The sequence below is a fragment of the Variovorax sp. GW821-FHT09A10 genome (assembly GCF_059418385.1).
In genome coordinates this window covers 1,213,279-1,234,321 of the sequence record NZ_JBWKPT010000001.1, presented here as the reverse complement: position 1 = coordinate 1,234,321, position 21,043 = coordinate 1,213,279, and the positions used below count along the sequence as shown (strand labels likewise).

Annotated in this window: 23 protein-coding genes; 19 read left to right on the top strand and 4 right to left on the bottom strand. The window is 59.7% G+C overall.

Annotated elements, in window-relative coordinates; translation table 11 throughout:
• Positions 1-10: 10 nt before the first annotated feature.
• Together AC07Q9_RS05920 and AC07Q9_RS05915 are read right to left on the bottom strand one after the other, a co-directional pair.
• The gene (locus AC07Q9_RS05920) at positions 11-925 is read right to left on the bottom strand and encodes an amino acid ABC transporter substrate-binding protein (protein WP_495307977.1); all 915 of its coding nucleotides are present in this window, start codon (positions 923-925) and stop codon (positions 11-13) included.
• 11 nt (positions 926-936) lie between these two features.
• Positions 937-2,244 (bottom strand): dicarboxylate/amino acid:cation symporter, encoded by a 1,308-nt coding sequence (locus AC07Q9_RS05915; protein WP_062471672.1) that lies wholly within the window; start codon positions 2,242-2,244, stop codon positions 937-939.
• 132 nt (positions 2,245-2,376) lie between these two features.
• Here AC07Q9_RS05915 and AC07Q9_RS05910 point away from each other — a divergent pair, with 132 nt between their 5' ends.
• The 9 genes from AC07Q9_RS05910 (at position 2,377) to tatC (ending at position 7,287) form a co-directional block, all read left to right on the top strand.
• Positions 2,377-3,210 (top strand): D-hexose-6-phosphate mutarotase, encoded by an 834-nt coding sequence (locus AC07Q9_RS05910; RefSeq protein WP_495307975.1) that lies wholly within the window; start codon positions 2,377-2,379, stop codon positions 3,208-3,210.
• Positions 3,211-3,232: 22 nt separating this feature from the next.
• The gene (hisF, locus tag AC07Q9_RS05905; RefSeq protein WP_056572731.1) at positions 3,233-4,018 is read left to right on the top strand and encodes an imidazole glycerol phosphate synthase subunit HisF; all 786 of its coding nucleotides are present in this window, start codon (positions 3,233-3,235) and stop codon (positions 4,016-4,018) included.
• 42 nt (positions 4,019-4,060) lie between these two features.
• Positions 4,061-4,450: a phosphoribosyl-AMP cyclohydrolase gene (gene hisI / locus AC07Q9_RS05900; protein WP_495307973.1), complete on the top strand. Its 390-nt coding sequence runs from the start codon at positions 4,061-4,063 to the stop codon at positions 4,448-4,450.
• Positions 4,447-4,836: a phosphoribosyl-ATP diphosphatase gene (locus tag AC07Q9_RS05895; RefSeq protein ID WP_139701050.1), complete on the top strand. Its 390-nt coding sequence runs from the start codon at positions 4,447-4,449 to the stop codon at positions 4,834-4,836. The genes hisI and AC07Q9_RS05895 overlap by 4 nt, the downstream gene beginning before the upstream one ends.
• A 25-nt stretch (positions 4,837-4,861) precedes the next feature.
• Positions 4,862-5,251, top strand: a complete 390-nt coding sequence (locus tag AC07Q9_RS05890; RefSeq protein WP_056572726.1) for a DUF4870 family protein — start codon at positions 4,862-4,864, stop codon at positions 5,249-5,251.
• Entirely contained in the window at positions 5,241-5,600 is a 360-nt protein-coding gene (locus AC07Q9_RS05885) for a histidine triad nucleotide-binding protein (protein ID WP_159278421.1), read from the top strand. Before AC07Q9_RS05890 ends, AC07Q9_RS05885 begins: the two co-directional genes overlap by 11 nt.
• A gap of 65 nt (positions 5,601-5,665) precedes the next feature.
• Positions 5,666-5,914, top strand: coding sequence for a Sec-independent protein translocase subunit TatA (tatA, locus tag AC07Q9_RS05880; RefSeq protein WP_062471655.1), 249 nt, complete (start codon positions 5,666-5,668; stop codon positions 5,912-5,914).
• Positions 5,915-5,933: 19 nt separating this feature from the next.
• A complete protein-coding gene (tatB, locus tag AC07Q9_RS05875; protein WP_062471652.1) occupies positions 5,934-6,395 on the top strand; it encodes a Sec-independent protein translocase protein TatB in 462 nt (153 codons plus the stop codon).
• A gap of 73 nt (positions 6,396-6,468) precedes the next feature.
• On the top strand, positions 6,469-7,287 hold the full coding sequence (gene tatC, locus AC07Q9_RS05870) for a twin-arginine translocase subunit TatC (protein WP_495307971.1): 819 nt from the start codon (positions 6,469-6,471) through the stop codon (positions 7,285-7,287).
• A gap of 110 nt (positions 7,288-7,397) precedes the next feature.
• On the opposite strand, the gene AC07Q9_RS05865 is transcribed toward tatC, so the two are convergent.
• Positions 7,398-8,558 (bottom strand): S1C family serine protease, encoded by a 1,161-nt coding sequence (locus tag AC07Q9_RS05865; RefSeq protein ID WP_492679609.1) that lies wholly within the window; start codon positions 8,556-8,558, stop codon positions 7,398-7,400.
• Between the two features lie 292 nt (positions 8,559-8,850).
• Between AC07Q9_RS05865 and AC07Q9_RS05860 the strand changes: the two genes are divergently transcribed.
• Genes AC07Q9_RS05860 through pdxA form a run of 3 tightly spaced genes read left to right on the top strand, consistent with a single transcriptional unit; the run spans position 8,851 to position 12,010 of the window.
• Positions 8,851-10,203, top strand: a complete 1,353-nt coding sequence (locus tag AC07Q9_RS05860) for an MFS transporter (RefSeq protein ID WP_495307969.1) — start codon at positions 8,851-8,853, stop codon at positions 10,201-10,203.
• A complete protein-coding gene (locus AC07Q9_RS05855) occupies positions 10,200-10,973 on the top strand; it encodes a Nif3-like dinuclear metal center hexameric protein (protein WP_489058948.1) in 774 nt (257 codons plus the stop codon). The genes AC07Q9_RS05860 and AC07Q9_RS05855 overlap by 4 nt, the downstream gene beginning before the upstream one ends.
• The gene (gene pdxA / locus AC07Q9_RS05850; protein ID WP_495307966.1) at positions 10,970-12,010 is read left to right on the top strand and encodes a 4-hydroxythreonine-4-phosphate dehydrogenase PdxA; all 1,041 of its coding nucleotides are present in this window, start codon (positions 10,970-10,972) and stop codon (positions 12,008-12,010) included. Before AC07Q9_RS05855 ends, pdxA begins: the two co-directional genes overlap by 4 nt.
• Before the next feature lie 22 nt (positions 12,011-12,032).
• On the opposite strand, the gene mscL is transcribed toward pdxA, so the two are convergent.
• The gene (gene mscL, locus AC07Q9_RS05845; protein ID WP_139701059.1) at positions 12,033-12,464 is read right to left on the bottom strand and encodes a large conductance mechanosensitive channel protein MscL; all 432 of its coding nucleotides are present in this window, start codon (positions 12,462-12,464) and stop codon (positions 12,033-12,035) included.
• Between the two features lie 751 nt (positions 12,465-13,215).
• On the opposite strand from mscL, the gene AC07Q9_RS05840 reads away from it, so the two are divergent.
• The 7 genes from AC07Q9_RS05840 to AC07Q9_RS05810 all read left to right on the top strand — a co-directional run bounded on the left by AC07Q9_RS05840 (position 13,216) and on the right by AC07Q9_RS05810 (position 20,974).
• A complete protein-coding gene (locus AC07Q9_RS05840) occupies positions 13,216-14,289 on the top strand; it encodes a polysaccharide biosynthesis/export family protein (protein ID WP_495308229.1) in 1,074 nt (357 codons plus the stop codon).
• A 157-nt stretch (positions 14,290-14,446) separates the two neighbouring features.
• The gene (locus AC07Q9_RS05835) at positions 14,447-15,634 is read left to right on the top strand and encodes a nucleotide sugar dehydrogenase (RefSeq protein ID WP_495307964.1); all 1,188 of its coding nucleotides are present in this window, start codon (positions 14,447-14,449) and stop codon (positions 15,632-15,634) included.
• A 156-nt stretch (positions 15,635-15,790) separates the two neighbouring features.
• The gene (locus AC07Q9_RS05830) at positions 15,791-16,852 is read left to right on the top strand and encodes a TDP-N-acetylfucosamine:lipid II N-acetylfucosaminyltransferase family protein (protein WP_495307961.1); all 1,062 of its coding nucleotides are present in this window, start codon (positions 15,791-15,793) and stop codon (positions 16,850-16,852) included.
• Between the two features lie 5 nt (positions 16,853-16,857).
• Positions 16,858-17,430 carry an acyltransferase gene (locus AC07Q9_RS05825; protein WP_495307959.1) on the top strand — a complete coding sequence of 191 codons (573 nt, stop codon included), beginning with the start codon at positions 16,858-16,860 and terminating at the stop codon, positions 17,428-17,430.
• Positions 17,417-18,553: a dTDP-4-amino-4,6-dideoxygalactose transaminase gene (rffA, locus tag AC07Q9_RS05820; RefSeq protein ID WP_495307958.1), complete on the top strand. Its 1,137-nt coding sequence runs from the start codon at positions 17,417-17,419 to the stop codon at positions 18,551-18,553. The genes AC07Q9_RS05825 and rffA overlap by 14 nt, the downstream gene beginning before the upstream one ends.
• Entirely contained in the window at positions 18,553-19,962 is a 1,410-nt protein-coding gene (locus tag AC07Q9_RS05815) for a lipopolysaccharide biosynthesis protein (protein ID WP_495307955.1), read from the top strand. The genes rffA and AC07Q9_RS05815 overlap by 1 nt, the downstream gene beginning before the upstream one ends.
• 61 nt (positions 19,963-20,023) lie before the next feature.
• Positions 20,024-20,974: a hypothetical protein gene (locus AC07Q9_RS05810; RefSeq protein WP_495307953.1), complete on the top strand. Its 951-nt coding sequence runs from the start codon at positions 20,024-20,026 to the stop codon at positions 20,972-20,974.
• Positions 20,975-21,043: the final 69 nt, after the last annotated feature.

The following is a 21,043-nucleotide window of genomic DNA, read 5'->3' as shown; positions in this document are numbered from 1 at the left end:
GCTGGCGGGCCTACTCGGCCTTCACCGCCATCGTCTGGATGATCGTTTCCAGCTGCGCGCTCATCGGCAGGTTGAGGCTTTCCCCCGAGGGCAGCTTGCGCATGAACCAGCGCTTGTACTGGCGGTGGATCTCGCCGTCTTCCGCCAGCACCTGGAAGGTGTCGATCACCACCTTGTTCAGCTGCGGGTCGCCCTTGCGGTACATGACCGCGTACGGGTCGTAGGAGAGGAAGTCGCCCACGACCTCGTACTGCGCCTTGGCGGCGTCGCGGGCGATCAGGCCGTAGAGCAGCACGTCGTCGGTGGCGAAGGCGTCGGCCTGGCCTTCTTTCACGAGCGCGAACGACTCGGCATGGTCGCGCGCCACCTTCAGCTCGATGTTGAGCTTGAACTTCTGCGACAGGTCGCGCAGCGTCTTCTCGTTGGTGGTGCCGGCCGTCACGGCCACCTTCTTGCCGGCCAGGTCGCGGAACGACTGGATCGGCGCGCCCTTCTTCACCAGCACCTTGGTGCCCGAGACGAACATCGTCGGCGAGAAGGCCACGCGCTTCTGGCGCTCCAGGTTGCTGGTGGTGGAGCCGCACTCGAGGTCGACCTGGCCGCTCACGACCGCGTCGATGCGCGAGTCGGAGGTGACGGGCACCCACTTGATCGTGAGGCTCTTGTTGACCGTGTCCTCGATGGCCGTGACGAGCGCGCGGCACAGCTCGATGGAATAGCCGATCGGTTCCTTGCGCGCATTGAGGTACGAGAAGGGCACAGAGGCCTCGCGGTGGCCGATGGCGATGGTGCCGCTCTCGCGCACCTTGGCCAGCGTGCCGGTGAGGAGTTCCTGCGCCTGCGCGGGGCCGGCCGGCAAGGCCAGGACCACGGCCGCCAGCAGCCATGCGGCGACAGCAGGGGGCAGCGTGGCGATGCGCGTCATGGCGTGGCGCCTCACGCGTGCGCCGGGTGGGCGAGGGTGGCGGCGGCTTCCTCGTCGAGCACCTTGGCGTTGGCCTCGGCATCGCTCTCGGACAGCAGCTCGCCCTCCCACTTGGCGACCACGGCCGTGGCGATGGAGTTGCCCACCGCGTTGGTGGCCGAGCGGCCCATGTCCAGGAAGGTGTCCACGCCCAGGATCAGCAGCAGGCCGGCCTCGGGAATGTCGAAGTGGTTCAGCGTGGCGGCGATCACCACCAGCGACGCACGCGGCACGCCGGCCATGCCCTTGGAGGTGAGCATCAGGATCAGCAGCATGGTGATCTGCGTGCTGATCGGCATGTGGATGTCGTAGGCCTGCGCGATGAACAGCACGGCGAAGGTGCAGTACATCATCGAGCCGTCGAGGTTGAACGAGTAGCCCATCGGCATCACGAAGCTGGAGATCTTGCGCTTCACGCCGAAACGGTCGAGCGCCTGCAGGATCTTCGGATAGGCGGCTTCGGAGCTCGCGGTGGCGAACGAGAGCAGGAACGCCTCCTTGATGAGCACCAGCAGCTTGAACACGCGCGGCCCCAGGAACAGCAGGCCGGCCATGATCAGCACGCCCCACAGCACGAACAGGCCCAGGTAGAAGTCGCGCATGAACACGGCGAACTTGATGAGAATGCCCAGCCCGTTCACGGCCACGGTGGCGGCCATGGCGGCCAGCACCGCCAGCGGCGCGAGCTTCATGACGTAGCCCGTGATCTTGAGCATGGCGTGCGACAGCTCCTCGATGGCGGCCACCAGCGTCTTGGCCTTGTCCCCGAGCGAGGCCAGGGCCACGCCGAAGAACATCGAGAACACCACGATCTGCAGGATCTCGTTGTTGGCCATCGCCTCCACGAACGACTTGGGCACCGTGTGGCTCACGAAGTCCTTGAAGGTGAACTTGTTGGTCGCCAGGTTGGCCGAGGCGCCGATGTCGGGCAGCGGCAGGCCCAGGTTCTCGCCGGGCTTGAGCAGGTTGGCCATGACCAGGCCGATCACCAGCGAGATCAGCGAGGCCGTGAGGAACCAGCCGATGGCCTTGCCGAACACGCGGCCGACCGACTTGGCGTCGCCCATGTGCGCGATGCCCACCACCAGCGTGGAGAACACCAGCGGGCCGATCAGCATCTTGATCAGGCGCAGGAAGACGTCGGAGACGATGGAGACGTAGTCCGCGATCTCCTTGGCGGCCTTCTTGTCGGGAAAGCTCGTGAAGATCATGTAACCGACGATGATGCCGAGCACCATGGCGATCAGGATCCAGGCGGCCATGGGCAGCTTTTTCTTCATGCGTATCCCCTTTGTCGTGTGAGAGTGGTTCTTTTCGAGTGCACGGGACCGACCCGGCACAGGGTATCCAAGAAAGGCGGATGCACGCAATGGCCTGCTGCCAGGATGCGGCGGCTGCCTACAATTCCTCACATGGATATCCGCTCGATCGAGTTTCGAGGCCAACCGGCGTTGCACGCCGTGGCGGCCGATGGCAGCACGCTGACGGTGGCGTTGCATGGCGCCCAGGTGCTTTCCTGGGCCCCGGCCCGCGGTGGGGAGCGACTGTATCTGAGTCCGAAGGCCGTTTTTGACGGCCAAACCGCCATCCGCGGCGGCATTCCCCTGTGCTGCCCCCAGTTCAACCAGCGCGGCATGCTCCCCAAGCATGGCTTCATGCGCAATCTGCCTTGGATTCGCGAGGATTCGGGCGCGCCCGACATGCTGCGGCTGGTGCTGCGCGACAACGACGCCACCCGCAGGCTCTGGCCGCATGCCTTCGAGGCGCGGCTGGACGCCACGCTCGCTGCAGGCCGGCTGCGCACAGCGCTCACCCTGAGCAACACCGGCGACGCACCCTGGCCGTTTTCGGCCGCGTTGCACACCTACCTGCGCGTGGACGACATCGCCGCCGTGCGCCTCGAGGGCCTGCAGGGCGCCGCCCGCTGGGACGCGGTGCGCGACGTGCGCCAGACCGAAACCGCTGCCGCGCTGCAGTTCGACGCCGAGTTCGACAGCGTCTACACCGCCCCGGCGCAGCCGCTGCGGCTGGTGCAGCCCGACGGCACGCTCGAAATCACCCAGAGCGAAACCTGCACCGAAACCGTGGTCTGGAACCCCGGCGCCGTGCTCGGTGCGACACTCGCGGACATGCCCGCAGAGGGCTTCCGCCACATGCTGTGCGTCGAGGCGGCCCGCATCGACGAACCCGTCGTGCTGGCGCCCGGCGCCCAATGGCAGGGCTGGCAACAGCTTTGCGTTCTCTGATTTCTCTCTGGTTCACCACCCCATGCTTGCCAAACGCATCATTCCCTGCCTCGACGTCACCGGCGGCCGTGTCGTCAAGGGCGTCAACTTCCTCGAGCTGCGCGATGCCGGCGACCCGGTCGAGATCGCCGCGCGCTACAACGCGCAGGGTGCCGACGAACTCACCTTCCTGGACATCACCGCCACCAGCGACGGCCGCGACCTGATCCTGCCGATCATCGAGGCGGTGGCCTCGCAGGTCTTCATTCCACTGACCGTGGGCGGCGGCGTGCGCACCGTGGCCGACGTGCGCCGGCTGCTCAACGCGGGCGCCGACAAGACCAGCTTCAACTCGGCCGCCATCGCCGACCCGCAGGTGATCAGCGACGCGGCCCAGAAGTACGGCTCGCAGTGCATCGTGGTCGCCATCGACGCCAAGCGCCGCAGCCCCGAAGACGCCGCCACGCGCGGCGCGGGCTGGGACGTCTACAGCCACGGCGGGCGCAAGAACACCGGCCTGGACGTGGTGCAGTGGGCGACCGAGATGGCGCGTCGCGGCGCGGGCGAGATCCTGCTCACCAGCATGGACCGCGACGGCACCAAGAGCGGTTTCGACCTGGCCCTGACGCGCGCCGTGAGCGACGCGGTCAACGTGCCCGTGATCGCCTCGGGCGGCGTCGGCAACCTCGACGACCTGGCCGACGGCATCCAGAAGGGCGGCGCCGACGCGGTGCTGGCCGCGAGCATCTTCCACTACGGCGAGCACACCGTGGGCGAGGCCAAGGCGCGCATGGCCGAGCGCGGGATTCCCGTGCGCATCGATGCCTGAGCGGGACCGGAAGGGTCTTTTCCTATCCTTGACAATATCCCCATGAATTGGCTCGATGAAGTGAAGTGGGACGCGAGCGGGTTGGTGCCCGTGATCGCCCAGGAACAAGGCACGAACGACGTGCTCATGTTCGCGTGGATGAACCGCGAGGCGCTCGAAAAGACCGCCGAGCTGGGCCGCGCGGTGTATTTCAGCCGCTCGCGCAACAAGCTGTGGTTCAAGGGCGAGGAGTCGGGTCACGTGCAGACCGTGCACGAGATCCGCCTGGACTGCGACAACGACGTGGTGCTGCTCAAGGTGACCCAGCTCGGGCACGAACCCGGCATCGCCTGCCACACCGGCCGCCACAGCTGCTTTTTCAGCAAGTACGAGAAGGGCCAGTGGACCGTGGTCGAACCGGTCTTGAAAGACCCGGAGTCGATCTACAAATGAGCGCCACAGTGAACGATTCGAACACCTCCGACGCGCTCGCCCGCCTGGCCGCGGTGCTCGAGAGCCGCCTGCCCGCGAACGGCGGCGACCCCGAGAAAAGCTACGTCGCCCGGCTGCTGCACAAGGGCCCCGACGCCTTCCTCAAGAAGATCGGCGAGGAAGCCACCGAGGTCGTGATGGCCGCCAAGGACGCCGACCATGGCGGCGACCGCTCGAAAATAGTGAACGAAGTGGCCGACCTGTGGTTCCACACCATGGTGGCGCTGGCCCACTACGGTTTCTCGCCAGCCGACGTCGTCGCGGAGCTCGAGCGCCGCGAGGGCACCAGCGGCATCGAGGAAAAAGCCCTGCGCAAGGTGCAGGCCCGCGAAGCTTCCAACGACTGACTGATCGATTGAAAGGGCATCGACCATGGCCAATGACATCGTGAACGTGGAACCCGACGACTCCCTCAAGACCTGGGGCTGGGTCAGCTACGTGCTGCACCTGATCGTGGCCATCGGCGCGGTCGTGCCGGGTGCGCAGGCCTCCGTGCTGCTGCTGCTCATCGCCCTGCTGATCGATTTCGTGAAGCGCGACGACGCGGCCGGTACCTGGCAGGCCTCGCACTTCAGCTGGCGCATCCGCTCGGTGCTGTGGGCCGGCCTGCTGTACATCGTCACCTCGTGGCTCTGGCTGCTGCTGTTCGTGCCGGGCTGGATCGCCTGGAGCCTGATTTCGCTGTGGTTCCTCTACCGGATCGTGAAAGGCATGATCCGGATGAACGACGGCCGTCCCATGGAACCCAAAGATGTCATCTGATCCGAACTGCGTCTTCTGCAAAATCATCGAAGGCAAGATCCCCTCGCGCAAGGTCTACGAAGACGACGACCTGTTCGGTTTCCACGACATCGCCCCCTGGGCGCCCGTGCATTTCATGCTGGTGCCCAAGAAGCACATCGCCTCGATGGCCCAGCTCACGCCCGAGGATTCGGCGCTCATGGGAAAGATCATGACGCTGGCCCCCCAGCTGGCGCTGGAGCAGGGCTGCAGGCCCTATCCGGACGGCGGCTACCGCGTCGTCGTGAACACCGGCACCGAGGGCGGGCAGGAGGTTCACCATCTCCATGTGCACGTCATGGGCGGCCCCCGGCCCTGGCTTCGCGGCTGAGCAGGGTTAAGCCAAACTGTCACATTCCCCCCGACTAAAATCGGACACATTCTTAGGAGTTCTCCATGGGTTCTTTTTCCATCTGGCACTGGCTGATCGTGCTGCTCGTCGTGGTCATGATCTTCGGCACCAAGAAGCTGCGGAACATGGGTTCGGATCTCGGTGGCGCCGTCAAGGGCTTCAAGGACGGCATGAAGGACGGCTCGGCCTCCCCCGATGCCTCCACCACGTCGGCTCCCACGCAGCAAGTGACCGGCCAGCCGGCCAACAGCGACAAGTCGACGATCGACGTCGAAGCGCGCCAGAAGTCCTGAGCACCGCAGGCACACATCCGTGATCGACCTCGGCATTGAGAAGCTGGCGCTCATCGGCGTCGTGGCGCTGATCGTGATCGGGCCGGAGAAGCTGCCGCGCGTTGCACGCACGGTGGGCGCCCTGCTCGGCAAGGCCCAGCGCTACGTGAACGACGTCAAGGCCGAAGTCAACCGTTCGATGGAGCTCGACGAGCTCCGCAAGATGAAGACCACGGTCGAGGACGCGGCGCGCGACGTGGAGCACAGCATCCACACCGGCGCCAGCGAGTTCGAGAAGCAGTTTTCCGGCGCGTCCGGCGACACCTTGTCGGCACTGGCCGAGCCCGAGCAGGCGGTGCCCGAATACAGGCACCCCCGCAAGAACTGGCGCCTGAAGCAGGGCGCCACGCCGAATTGGTACAAGGCACGCAACGGCGTGCGCACCAAGGCGCTGTCGGGCGCGGCGCGGGTCGCCCGCTTCCGCCCCCACAAGATCAACTGACGTACGCGCGCACGCCCTGCGGCGTTCCCGGGCGCCCCGTGCGCCTGTGTCTCCCACGCTTTCTCCTTTCCCCATGGCCGATTCCGACAACAAGAACAAAGAAGAAGACGAGCTGGCGGGCACCGAGCAGCCGTTCGTGCAGCACCTGGTCGAGCTACGCGACCGGCTGCTGTACTGCGTCTACGGCCTCGCGGTCGCGGGCATCCTGCTGGCGATCTGGCCCGGCCCGGGCGGGCTGATGGACATCATCGCCATGCCGATCCGCGCGCACATGCCGCCGGACGCCAAGCTGATCGCCATCGGCGTGTTCTCGCCGTTCTTCGTGCCGCTCAAGGTGCTGATGATGGCGGCTGTGCTGCTGGCGCTGCCCTGGCTCATGTACCAGGCCTGGATGTTCGTCGCGCCGGGCCTGTACAGCCACGAGAAGCGCTTTGCACTGCCGCTGATCTTCTTCGGCAGTGCGCTGGCCTACGGCGGCATCGCCTTCGTGCAGCTGTTCGTGCTGGACAAGATGTTCGGCTTCATCCAGAAGTTCACGCCCGCGGCGGTGGCGGCCACGCCCGACATCTCCTCCTACGTCGAGGCCATCCTGTCGCTGTACATCGCCTTCGGCGTGGCCTTCCAGGTGCCGATCGTGGTGATGCTGCTGGTGCGCTTCGAGATGGTCACCATCGAGAAGCTGCGCTCGTTCCGCGGCTACTTCATCGTGATCGCCTTCGTGGTGGCCGCGGTGCTGACGCCGCCCGACGTGGTCTCGCAGCTCGCGCTGGCGGTGCCGATGTGCCTGCTGTACGAGGTGGGCATCATCGGGGCGCGTTATTTCGCCGGTGCTGGCAAGGCGCCCGAGGGTGAGGAAGAGGGCGCAGGGTCGGGGTCTTCCGGCAGTTCCTGATCCCCCGGATCGATCGGCTCCGCCCCGGCGGCTTGCCCAAAAAGAAAGCGGCCCTCGGGCCGCTTTCTTTTTGCCTTCCGCGGCCTCGGCCGCGTCTTGCGTTGCTTCGTCTATTCGTTGTTGGGCAACTGCTGCCTGATCGGGCTCTTCGGCCGCAGCCCCGGCGTCACGTCCAGTTCCATCTTGTCGGTGCCGCGCTGCAGCGCGAAGCGGGAGGTGTCGCCAGGCTTGAGGCCGGCCACGGCGGTCAGCAGGGCCTGCACGCTGTCGGTCTTCTTCTCGCCCACCGAAGTGATCACGTCGCCCGGGCGGATGCCGGCCTTGGCGGCGGGGCCGTTCTGCAGCACGCCGGTGATGATCACGCCCGCGTCGGCCTTCACGCCGAAGGTCTCGGCCAGTTCGGGCGACAGGTCGCTCGGCTCGACGCCGATCCAGCCGCGGCGCACCTGGCCTTCCTTCACGATGCCCTCGAGCACGATCTTGGCCATCGACACCGGAATGGCGAAGCCGATGCCCATGCTGCCGCCCGAACGCGAGTAGATGGCGGTGTTGATGCCCTGCAGGTTGCCGTTGACGTCGATCAGCGCGCCGCCCGAGTTGCCGGGGTTGATGGCCGCATCGGTCTGGATGAAGTTCTCGAACTGGTTGATGCCCAGCTGGTTGCGCCCCAGCGCCGAAACGATGCCGCTGGTCACCGTCTGGCCGACGCCGAAGGGGTTGCCGATGGCCAGCACCTGGTCGCCCACCAGCAGCTCGTCGGAGTTGCCCAGCACGATCACCGGCAGCTTGTCGAGCTCGATCTTCAGCACCGCCAGGTCGGTGTCGGGGTCGGTGCCGATCACCTTGCCGCGCGCATGGCGGCTGTCGTTCAGGGTGACCTCGATTTCGTCGGCGCCCTCGACCACGTGGTTGTTCGTGAGGATGTAGCCGTCGGGGCTCACGATGACGCCGCTGCCCAGGCCCACCTGGGGCTGGTCGGCCTGGTCACCGAAGAAGAAGCGGAACCAGGGGTCGTCGCTGCGCGGGTGGCGCTGCGCGGCCTTGCTGGTGTTGATGCTCACGACCGCCGGCGAGGCCTTCTTGGCCGCCGCGCTCAGGCTGCCCGCGGCGGGCACGGCCGGCGCGCCGCTGGGCGCTTCCACGATGGACACCACGCCGCCCAGCGAGGTCGAGCGCTTGTGGATCCACTCGGGCTTGAGCGTCGCGACGACGAAGTAGGCCGCCAGCAGGACGGTCACGGCTTGGGCAAAGAGCAGCCAGGTGCGTTTCATGAAAGCTTGAAGAAAGAGCGTTGGAAAAGCGCTGAAAGACGGCGCCGGTTGCAATTGTCCCTCAACCGGCCTGGCGCCATAGACCACGCGGCAGGGTCGAGATTGCGCGGCCTGCGGGGCGTGAATACGGGCTAACCCTTAGTATCGGCAGGCGATCCGACCCGGATCGCCCCCTCAGGCCTTCCGCGCCGCCCACCCGGCGGACGCGGCCAGGCGATTCTTTCGTTGGCGTGCCACGCTCTGCCCCTATCCGGTTCAAGGCAGGCGAGCAGCCACGATACCCCTGCCTGCCATGACCTCAGAAGCTACCTACACGGACGGCGCCACGCCCGCTCTGGCGCGCACGCTCGATGCGCGCGACTACAAGACCCTGGCCCTGTCCGCCCTCGGCGGCACGCTCGAGTTCTACGACTTCGTCATCTACGTCTTCTTCGCGACCGTGCTGGGCGCGCTGTTCTTCCCCGCCGACATGCCCGACTGGCTGCGCCAGCTGCAGACCTTCGGCATCTTCGCGGCGGGCTACCTCGCGCGGCCCGTGGGCGGCATCGTCATCGCGCACTTCGGCGACCTGCTGGGGCGCAAGCGCATGTTCACGCTGTCGATCTTCCTGATGGCGGCGCCCACGCTGGTGATCGGCCTCTTGCCCACCTACGCGAGCATCGGCGTCGCGGCGCCCCTGCTGCTGCTGGCGATGCGCGTGCTGCAGGGCGCGGCCATCGGCGGCGAGATGCCCGGCGCCTGGGTGTTCGTGGGCGAGCACGTGCCGGCGAAGCGCTACGGCTTCGGCATCGGCACGCTGACTTCGGGCATCACCGGCGGCATCCTGCTGGGCTCGCTGGTGGCCGTGGCCATCAACCGCCATTACTCGCCGGAGCAGGTGAACGACTTCGCCTGGCGCATTCCCTTCATCCTGGGCGGTGTGTTCGGGCTGTTCTCGGTCTACCTGCGCCGCTTCCTGCACGAGACGCCGGTCTTCAAGGAACTGGCCGGCCGCAAGACGGTCGCCCGCGAGCTGCCGCTGCGCACCGTGCTGCGCGAGCACCGCCTGGCGAGCGTGTACGTGGGGCTGCAGACCTGGGTGCTGTCCGCGGCCATCGTCGTGGTCGTGCTGTACACGCCCACCTACCTGCAGAAGGTGCACCACATCCCGGCGGCGCTGGCGCTCGAGGCCAACGCGCTCGCCACGCTGACCCTGACCATCGGCTGCGTGATCGTCGGCTGGGCCAGCGACCGCATCGGCACGCGCGCCGTGATGCTCATCGGCTGGGGCGGCCTCTTTGCCACCGCCTACCTGTTCTACACCGGGCTGCCCGGCACGCCGGCCACGCTGTTCTGGCACTACGGGCTGGTGGGTCTGTTCGTGGGCACCATCGCCACCGTGCCGATCGCGGGCGTGCGGGCGTTTCCGGCGCCGGTGCGCTTCACGGGGCTTTCGTTCGCCTACAACATGTCTTATGCCGTCTTCGGCGGCCTGACGCCGGTGATCCTCACGCTCTGGCTGCAGCACGACACCATGGCGCCGGCGCACTACGTCGCCGCGCTGGCGGCGCTGGGTTTCCTGCTGGCCCTGTGGCCCCTGGCCGCACGCGGCCACCCGATGCGCGATGGCGCGCCGGCCGCAGGGAGCGCGACAATGTCGCGATGAGCACCACACGCCACGAACTGCTTCACGCATTCGACCTGCTGCTGGCCCCCGGGCGCTTCAAGGATTACGGACCCAACGGCCTGCAGGTCGAAGGGCGCACCGTGGTCCGCAAGATCGTCTCGGGCGTGACCGCCAGCCGCGCGCTGATCGAGGCCGCGATCCACGCCGAGGCCGATGCCATCTTCGTCCACCACGGCCTGTTCTGGCGCGGCCAGGACGGCTGCGTCACCGGCTGGATGAAGCAGCGCCTGGGCCTGCTGCTGGGCGACGACGTCAACCTGTTCGCCTACCACCTGCCGCTCGATGCGCACCCCGAGCTGGGCAACAACGCGCAGCTAGGCCTGCAGCTGGGGCTCGTGGCGCATCCGGGGTCGGCCGGGCGCTTCGGCGAGCAGGAGCTGGGCTTCCTGGGCGCGCGCGAGAACGGCGAGCACTTCGCCAGCGCCAAGGCCCTGGCGACCCATGTCGAGAAGGTGCTGAAACGCCCCGTCACGCTGGTCGACACGGCCCATCGCCCGATCAAGAACATCGCGTGGTGCACGGGCGGCGCCCAGGGCTACTTCGAGGCCGCCATCGCGGCCGGCGCCGACGCCTTCATCACCGGCGAGATTTCCGAGCCGCAGGCGCACTACGCCCGCGAGCTGGGCGTGGCCTTCCTGGCCTGCGGGCACCACGCGACCGAGCGCTATGGCGCGCAGGCCGTGGCGGCCCATGTGGCGGCGCAGCTCGGGCTGAAGCACGAATTCATCGACATCGACAACCCCGCATGAAGGCGCCGATCGCGATCACGCTCGGGGACCCGGCGGGCATCGGCCCCGAGATCATTGCCAAGGCCTTCCGCGACGCGCCTGACGCCGTGCGCGGTGCGTTCGTGGCCGGCGACGTCGGCACGCTGCGAAAAGCCTCGCAGGCGCTGGCGGCGCCGGGGCGGCTGGCGTGGCCTGTCGTGGAGATCGCCAGCGTCGCTGAAGCGGCCACCGTGCCGCCGGGGTGTATCCCGGTGCTGCAGGTGATCGCGCCGCCGACGGGCATCGAACAAGGGCGCATCAGCGCCGAAGCCGGCCGCGCCGCCGGCGACTGTGTGGTGTGGGCCGCGCGCGCCGCATTGCGCGGCGAGATCTCGGCGCTCGTCACCGCGCCGCTGCACAAGGAAGCGCTGGCCGCGGCCGGCTTTCCGTACCCTGGTCACACAGAGCTCCTGCAGGCCGAGGCCGCCGCCCACCTGGGCCGCACCGTGGCCGATGTGCCCGTGCGCATGATGCTGGCCAACGACGAACTGCGCACTGTGCTCGTGAGCATCCACATGTCGCTGCGCGACGCCATCGAGGCCGTGCGCTTCGACGGCGTGCTGGACACGCTGCGCATCACCCATCGCGCGCTGACCCACGCGCTCGGCCGGCCGCCGCGCATCGGTGTGGCGGGGCTCAACCCGCACGCGGGTGAGGGCGGCCTGTTCGGTTTGGAAGAGCGCACCGTCATCGCGCCGGCCATCGAGGCCGCGCGTGCCGAGGGCATCGACGCTCAGGGGCCCCATGCGCCCGACACCGTCTTCATGCGCGCGCGCGCCAAGGCCGGCGTGCCGTCCAGCGGTGAGTTCGATGTGGTGATCGCGATGTACCACGACCAGGGCCTGATCCCGGTCAAGTACCTCGGGGTGGAGAAGGGCGTGAACGTGACGCTCGGGCTGCCGCTGGTGCGCACCAGCCCGGATCACGGCACGGCGTTCGACATCGCGGGCCAGGGCGTGGCCGATGCCTCGAGCCTCGTCGAGGCGTTGCGCATGGCGCGAACGCTGGCCGGCGCCTGAGCGCGCGGCCAGTAAGAAAAGCTCAGGGGCGCTTCAGGCTGTCGCGGATCTCACGCAGCAGCGTGATGTCTTCCGGCGTGGCGGCCGGCGCTGCGGGGGCAGCTTCTTCGGTCTTGCGCAGCTTGTTGATCTGCTTGACCATGATGAAGATGATGAAGGCGAGGATCACGAAATTGACAGCAATCGTGATGAAGTTGCCATACGCCAGCACCGGCACGCCGGCCTTCTTCAACTCCGCCAGCGTGTTCGCCACGCCCGGCGGCACCGTGCCCAGGATCACGTAGAGGTTCGAGAAGTCGAGCTTCCCGAACACCATGCCCACGAGCGGCATGATGATGTCGGCCACGAGCGAGTCGACGATCTTGCCGAACGCCGCCCCGATGATCACGCCGACGGCGAGGTCGATGACGTTGCCCTTGACGGCAAACTCCTTGAATTCACTGAGGATGCTCATGATTCAGAAAGGGTGCTGAAGACCTGCTGTTGAAAGGGGTGCCAGTATGCCTGTGGAAGCGGGGGGGCAAGACGGGCGGCGCCTCGGGTGATGCGGGACCGCAACTCAGGAATGACCGCTGGCGGCTCCTGCTTGGAAGGGACGGAGGGTACCCAGTCTCCGTAGCTAAACCTTGCCGACTACGCTTTGGAACGTCTTGTTTCCAATTTCGCGGGATGGGTAGAACCGGTCGGATACGTCGTGTTTTGCTCTCGAAAAGAAGGCAAAACGGCGCAGTGCGGGCATTCCAGAAGCATCCTGGAACGCAGGCAAAGCCCCATTGACAGTGCACTGCACTGGTACGATGAGAGGGGAGCAGTGGGGAGCGGCCGCGCGAAATCGACCTTCAAGACTTCTGTCTGTCAGAGCGCATCCGACCGGGTGCGCCTAGTTCTTGCGTGACCCCGCGATGAATTCTGCACCTTTGTTGCCTGAATTTGCCAGTTTCAGCGCGACTATAGCTGTTCAAATTTTTACATAAATGGTGCCGCGTAGTGGTGGTGATCACAAGTGTTTGAAAAAGAAGCGCGATACAAAAGATCGGATGTGCGAGCCTTGCATGCCTCCGGGAATTGCCGTTCTTTCGCCGCTTCGTTGTTGATACGACTGACTGACTTTCAAGGGACCTGAATTGAGAAGAGATGCGAAAGCCCTCGCGTGGGTAGCGCTTGCCGGCGCGGTGTTGCTCCAGGGCTGTGCCGTGGTGCCCGGCATGGGCTCGGTGGAGCCTTACGAAGCAGGCGGCGAGTTGCCGTCGCAGTTCCGGTACCTTCCTGACGAAGCGCCTGAGGGTGAAATCACTCCGATCTCGCTGGCGCTGGTGCGTACGTTGGCAGAGGTGTCGCCGAAGGGGGTGCCGCCTGAGGTGCAGGCGTTGTTTGGCAAGGGGGCGCGCTACACCATCGGGTCGGGCGACGTCGTAGGCGTGATCGTTTACGACCATCCAGAACTGTTGCCCAACGCTGGCGCCGTGATCTCGCAAGCCGCTGACCCAACCGGCGTCCAAGTGGCGCCGGGCTTCATCGTTGACGCAGACGGCGAAATCGCTTTTCCATATATCGGCCGTGTGCGCGTGGCTGGCTTGAGTGAAGGCGATGCTTCCGACCTGATTGGCAAGCTTCTGCGGCCGCACGTTCGCGATCCTCAAGTGACGGTGCGCATCCAGTCCTTCCGGAGCCGTCGCGCCTATGTTGAAGGTGAAATACGTAACCCGGGATCGCAGATCTTCACCGATGTGCCCATGACCTTGAACGAGGCGATCAACCGCGCCGGCGGCATGACGGCCAATGCCAATCGCTCGGCTGTTACGCTCATTCGCGACGGCCGTTCAGTCCCGATCGACATGACCCGGTTGCGTGAGGCTGGCTATGACGGGAACAACATCCCCCTGAAGAACGGTGACACCGTCCGCGTGGCGCACCGGGAAGACTCCAAGGTCTTCGTGATGGGCGAAATCATGGCGCCTGTCGCCCTGTCCATGCGCAGCAACGGTCGCTTGAGCCTCAGTGAGGCCCTGGGCGAGGCGGGTGGTCCGATGACGACGACCTCCAACGCCGGGCAGATCTACGTGATTCGCCAAGGCGCGACCGGCGCACCGGCCATCTTTCACCTGAACGCAAAGAACCCGGCGACGATGGCGTTGGCAAGTCAGTTCCGGTTGCAGTCGCAGGACGTCGTGTATGTCGACCCGGTGCCGCTGGTCAAGTGGAACCGCGTGGTCAGCTTGATCCTTCCGTCTGCACAGGTGGTCAACAACGCCAGCGAGGTCTACATCAGGCATCGCTAATCGAGCCTGGTTCCGGGTCGCGTTCGTTGCCTGGACAGCGATTGTGACGGACGGCCCGCCAAGTTGAACGTTGGTGGGGCGGAAGCTCGGCGCGATCGCGTGCAGCCAAAACCTTTCGCAACAGACGCGAACAGCTATTTACTAGATAGATTTACTTATGAAAATCGCGATCGCGGGAACTGGTTATGTTGGTCTTTCAATTGCTGTATTGTTGGCGCAGCACCATGAGGTGGTGACGCTTGATATTGTTCCATCTAAAGTGGATCAAATTAATCGTCGTGAATCTCCTATTGAAGACAAAGAAATTGAACGTTTCTTGCGAGAAAAATCATTAAAGCTGCGCGCTACCTTGGATCCGCGAGATGCGTACTCTGAGGCAGACTTTGTTGTAGTTGCAACGCCCACAGACTACGACGCCACGACTCATTGCTTTGACACTAGTAGCGTGGAGTCGGTGATTCGCGATGCCATGGTCAATGCCCCAAATGCAGCGATCGTAATCAAGTCGACAGTGCCCGTGGGCTTTACCGAAAAGCTGCGCTCTTTATTGCAGCACGTGGCGAGTAATGACGCGTTTGAGTTGTTCTTTTCACCAGAGTTTTTGCGCGAAGGCAAAGCACTCTATGACAACCTACATCCGAGCCGCATCGTGATAGGAGCACGCTCAGAACGCGCTCGGTTATTCGCAAAACTCCTGCAGGAAGGCGCCGAGCGAACAGACATACCAGTTCTCTTCACCGATAGTACCGAGGCTGAGGCCATCAAACTTTTTTCCAATACTTATCTGGCGATGCGCGTGGCTTACTTCAATGAGTTGGATACATATGCGGCCACTCATAACCTAGACACACAGCAAATTATCCAAGGCGTTGGGCTGGATCCTCGTATTGGCAATCAATATAACAATCCGAGCTTTGGTTACGGCGGTTATTGCCTGCCAAAAGACACCAAACAGCTGCTAGCTAACTATCTGAACGTTCCGCAAACGCTAATTGGTGCAATCGTTGCCGCAAATACTACGCGCAAAGATTTCATTGCAGATGATGTCTTGCGTCGTAAACCCCAGGTCGTGGGGGTTTATCGATTGATCATGAAGATGGGAAGCGATAACTGGCGCCTCAGCAGTATACAGGGCGTAATGAAGCGCATAAAGGCCAAGGGTGTGCCCGTGCTGGTATACGAGCCTGCGTTGCAGCAGGAAGATTTTTTTGGTTCAGCTGTGGTGCGCGACTTGGCAGAATTCAAGGAGCGTTGCGACGTAATCGTCGCTAATCGCATAACGGCCGATTTAGACGACGTGCTATCAAAAGTCTATACACGAGATATCTATGGCCGGGATTCTTGAAGCGGGTTCGAGACCGAGACAAATATGAAATGGAACTCACCTTGCTGGCGCGTGACAGCAATCAAGAGATCTTGGCCTCCTCCTCTGCTGAAAACTAAGATTCGAGCGAAATGCGTTTACGCCCTAACGGTGGTCAGTCAATAGCGGAATCATTTCATGATCATAGGTGAGAAAAAAATCCTCCATGTAGGAAGTGTGGATAAATTTATTCCACCCTTTATTAAATTTGTCCACGAGAACTTTGATCCAAATGAACATCATTTTTTGCTCTCGTACGGAATGGCGAGCAAGGAACTCGTAGCTCAAAAAGGAGTGGTTGCTTTTGGTCGTGGGCTGCTTAATCGGTTCAAGTTTTGGGCCGCATTTTTTTTGCACGGAAATGCATCAAAAAAGATTATCGTTCATGGATTATTTGACGTGGGCGTAATTTTTTTACTGACCCTGCAGCCATGGTTGTTGAGGAAAAGTTATTGGGTTATCTGGGGAGGTGATTTGTATGCTTATAGATCTGGTGACCAAAAGGCAAAATCGCGCATAACGGAGTTCTTGAAAAAAATAATCGTTCCTCGCATTGGAAATTTCGTCACACATGTCAAAGGTGATTATGAGTTGGCGCGCCAATGGTATGGCGCTATGGGTATTTGGCATGAATGTTTTTTATATCCCAGCAACTTGTACAAGGAATATGCCTTAGAGGCCAGTTCTCATGAGGGCGTCAATATTCTTTTGGGAAATTCGGCGACGCCCAGCAATAATCATATTGATGCACTCGAGAAATTGCGTCCTTTTTCGAATGATTTGATTCAGATCTACTGCCCACTTTCATATGGTGATCCTGCGTACGCTGAAAAAGTAGCGCAGAGCGGTCAGGCAATGTTCGGCAGAAAATTCATAGCGTTACGAGATTTCACCCCCTTTGATGAGTATCTGAAACTACTCGCTAAGATCGATATAGCAATCTTTAATCATGATCGACAACAAGCGATGGGCAATATCACCACGCTATTAGGGCTGGGTAAAAAGGTCTACATGCGCAATGACCTGTCTTCATGGCATGTTTTTTCAGGCATTGGTGCATCATTGTTTGATATCAATAATTTGGAATTGAATGTGCTTGATTTGGAGATGAAAAACAAAAACACTGAGGCAATGATTGGTTATTTTTCAACCGAGCGCCTCGCTAAAAGTTGGTGCGGTATATTTGCGAAAATCGATTAATCTTTATGAGCTATCTTGACGAAAAAGAGTTGGCCGCCGTTGGATTTAAGAAGATCGGAAAAAATGTAAAAGTCAGTAAAAAGGCAGGCATATACAACCCCGAGTTAATGGAGCTGGGCGATTTTTGCCGAATCGATGATTTTTGTGTGGTGTCTGGGTCAATTGTTTTTGGAAAATTCGTTCATGTCACGCCAATGTGTCTCCTTGCAGGAGGCGCGCCGGGATTATCTATCGGTGATTTCTCTACCTTCGCCTACGGCGTGAAGGTCTTTACGCAATCAGATGATTATTCAGGCGATACGATGTGTAACTCGCTGATTCCAAAAAAATTTAAAAAAGAAATTTTTAAAGAAACGCTGATCGGGCGTCAAGTAATTGTCGGCGCTGGCACGATAGTCATGCCCGGTGCGAATGTTGGAGAGGGCTGCGCGATCGGTTCAATGAGTCTCGTATTGCGGCCTCTTGATTCATGGGGCATCTATGCCGGCATCCCAGCCAAAAAAATTAAAAATCGAAGTAAGAAACTCCTTCAGTTGGAGTCGAAATTTACGGAAGAGATGAAAAATGATTCCCTTTAATCGCCCGCCGCGTACGGGCAACGAAGATCAGTATGTCCTCGATGCCATGAAGAGCGGAAAAATTTCTGGAGATGGCCGATATGGACACAAATGCCAAGCTTGGTTTGAGTCGCACCTAAGCTGTACAAAAACACTGTTGACCCCCTCTTGCACCCAAGCGCTGGAGATGGCGGCTTTATTAATTGACATTCAACCGGGTGATGAAGTCATCATGCCCAGCTATACATTTGTCAGTACCGCAAATGCTTTTGTGTTGCGGGGCGCAAAGATTGTGTTTGTAGATATTCAGCCGGACACTATGAATATAGATGCCTCGCTGATTGAAGCTGCAATTACAAATAAGACTAAAGCTATTGTCCCAGTGCACTATGCTGGCGTGGGGTGCGATATGCGGACAATAAATTCGATTGCCCAACGCTACGGGCTTTACGTGATCGAAGATGCTGCGCAAGGCATGATGGCCCGTTGCGAAGGAAAACTCTTAGGCACCTTGGGCCACATGGCCGCATTTAGCTTTCACGAAACCAAAAATTTTACTAGCGGTGGTGAGGGCGGTCTACTCATCATTAACGATCCACGGTTTGTATCTCGAGCTGAAATTATTCGTGAGAAAGGAACTAATCGTAGCCTCTTCTTTCGTGGAATGGTCGATAAATACACTTGGGTAGAGCCCGGCAGCAGCTACCTGCCCTCCGAATTGCAGGCCGCTTATCTATGGGGACAACTGGAGGAAGCCGAGGCTATAACAAGTGATCGCTTAAATTCTTGGAACACCTATTGCAACGGTTTGGCAGAGCTTGCTGGGTTGGGTCATATCAAATTGCCAACTATCCCCGCCAACTGTCAGCACAATGGGCACATGTTTTACATCAAATGTAAAAATTTGGAAGAACGAACAGCGTTGCTGGCGCATTTTAAAAATAATGAAATTTTAGCGGTATTTCATTACGTCCCTCTGCACTCCGCACCTGCTGGGCATCAATTTAGTCGGTTTCATGGAGTGGATCGCTACACTACTCAAGAGAGCGAGCGATTGGTCCGACTGCCGTTGTGGTATGGAATTGAGAAAGCTACTTTGCAAGAAATAATAGAGCAGGTTAGAGTTTTTTACATTAATAGGTGATGAATCTCCGCAATATTCTTGGCTTTGCACTCGGGCCAATTGCGTCTGCTGTTGCGGGTTTAGTGATTGTTCCAATCATGGCATGGAATTTTTCTCCTGCCGACATAGGCCGGTTGAATATCTTTCAAATAGCGCTGTCGTTAGTGTTGCTTTTGTCAGTTCTTGGGCTAGACCAAGCCTATGTACGGGAATATAGCGGAACAAAAAAACAGGGGCAGCTATTGCGGGCTTGCTTTCTGCCTGGATTTTTATTGCTATTGGTATTTGGCGTTGTAGCATCCTTTTTTGCGCCAGAGTTGGCGAATTGGTTATACGCAGAAGCGGACTTTCGCTTGTTTGTCATTACTCTGCTTGCTTTTTTTGCGAACTATATTAGTCGATTTCTTTCGCTGATATTGCGAATGCAGGAGAGAGCTTGGGCATATTCGATGAGTCAAGTGCTTCCCAAAATCGTGCAGTTGGCCCTCATTGCATATATAGCGCCTTTTGCTGTGCGAAAAGATTTTTTCCAGTTGCAGATAATCGTTTTCGCTTCGTTAGTCTTAGTTTTGGTTATCTATCTTTGGAATACACGAGAGCAATGTGTGGAGGCAGTGCGCAGTCGCATAGATCATCAACAGCTCAAAGGATTGTTTGCGTTTGGTGCGCCGCTGATCTTCGCTGGTGCTGCATATTGGGCGCTCACGGCGACGAGCGTAATTATGTTGCGATCTTTGTCTTCTTTGGAAGAGTTAGCCGAATTTTCCATGGCCAACAACTTTGCGGGCGCCGCAATTGTCTTTCAATCCATTTTTTCCGTAATTTGGGCGCCGACCATTTACAAATGGGTGTCTCAAGGTAGCGATATGAAGATCGTTGACAAAATTGCGCAGCAAGCTCTCGCGATTGTATGCGTAATTGTCGCAATATGTGGCAGTCTATCTTGGGTATGCGACTTGCTTCTTCCTCAGCGCTATGCAGAGGTTAAATATATTCTGTTGTGCATGCTGATGCAACCGCTACTTTATACGTTGTCCGAAATAACATGTGTAGGCATCGGTATTTCACGTAGAACCATTTTTTCTATATGGATTACGCTTTGCGCTTTAGTCGTGAGTGTATTTCTCAATTATCTTTTCGTACCCCGCATGGGGGCCGCCGGGGCCGCTATTGCTAATGCTGCTGCGTTTGCTGTATTTTTTTTCGGAAGAACGGAAGTGTCGGCGCGAATTTGGCGCAACTTCCCCAGAAAAAAACTTTACCTGTGTGTCGCTGGGCTGTTGGCATTGGCGATAGCAATGACGGGTGGGGCGGTGTTCAAACCAGCATTCATTCATGGCACATGCATAGTGCTGCTGATATTGGTCATCTATGGCTTTAAGACTCAGTTTGCTGAGATGATTGAGCTTCTTAGAGCGAGGGGAAGTTAATGGCCTGCCTGGCCCATCAGATATGCGCGGGTTGCGGATTTAGGGTTCAGCAATTCGTAATATGAAGATATCAAAAAAATCTACGGGCTTCATTTTCGCAATTTTGATTGCGACAGCCTATTTTTTTCTATCGTTGATTTTTTATGACTACTACACCTCTGGAGACCTTTTAATTTACCGGAGGTTTTATGAGGAGTTGAGCAGCGCTGCCATTTGGGATATCCCTGTTCTGCAATTTAACTACACCAACTCGTCTGAGCCATTGTATGGATTGCTAATGTGGCTAGGAGCTAGTTTGGGCATTGAGCATGATCTGTATCTCTCGGTCTTTAACGCCATTCTGATTTTCCTCCTTGTGCTTTGGATGATGAAGGAGCGGGTGAGTTTTTTGGCGCAAGTTTTGATCTTGGGAAATTACTATTTATTTGTTTTGCTGACTGGGGCGGAGCGCTTGAAGTTTTCCTATCTCTTTATTTTTCTCGGCTTGGCTTGTGTCGGTGTTTTTTATCGCAGACTTTTTGCCGTTAGTGCGCTGTTTTCGCATTTTCAAACCTTATTGCTTTACATTGGGTATTTCGCGCCGAATGTCGTTTGGTTTTGGTGGCGCCAATCTATTGCCAAAAGGGTCTTCGGATTTTTGTTGCTTTCCATTTTTCTAGTTGGCTTTTGGGTTCTGTTTTCGGATGCGTTGCTGGGTAAATATATTGCGTACGAACAGGATGAGTTCAGATTTTTCGATATTTTAAATTTGCTCATGCTGGTTGGATTGGTTCTGTATATAACAAAAAACAAATTAGAAAACTTCGTATCGATCCTTATTTTTGTCATATTTGGCGCTGCTTTAGGTTCTGAGCGCGTGAACATGATCGCGGTTTCGTTATGCGTTTTTATGATTATTAAAGACCGCAGGACGAAAAATCCAGCCTTTCTTGGCTTGTTGGCATACTTTTCATTTAAAAGTATCGGATTTTTCCAGAACGTACTTGCTTATGGAAATGGGTTTGCCAGCTAGAGTTTTATGACTTGTATTGCTATGGCGCGACCACTTTGACTTGCTGCTACAGTTTCCGAGCTTGTTGCG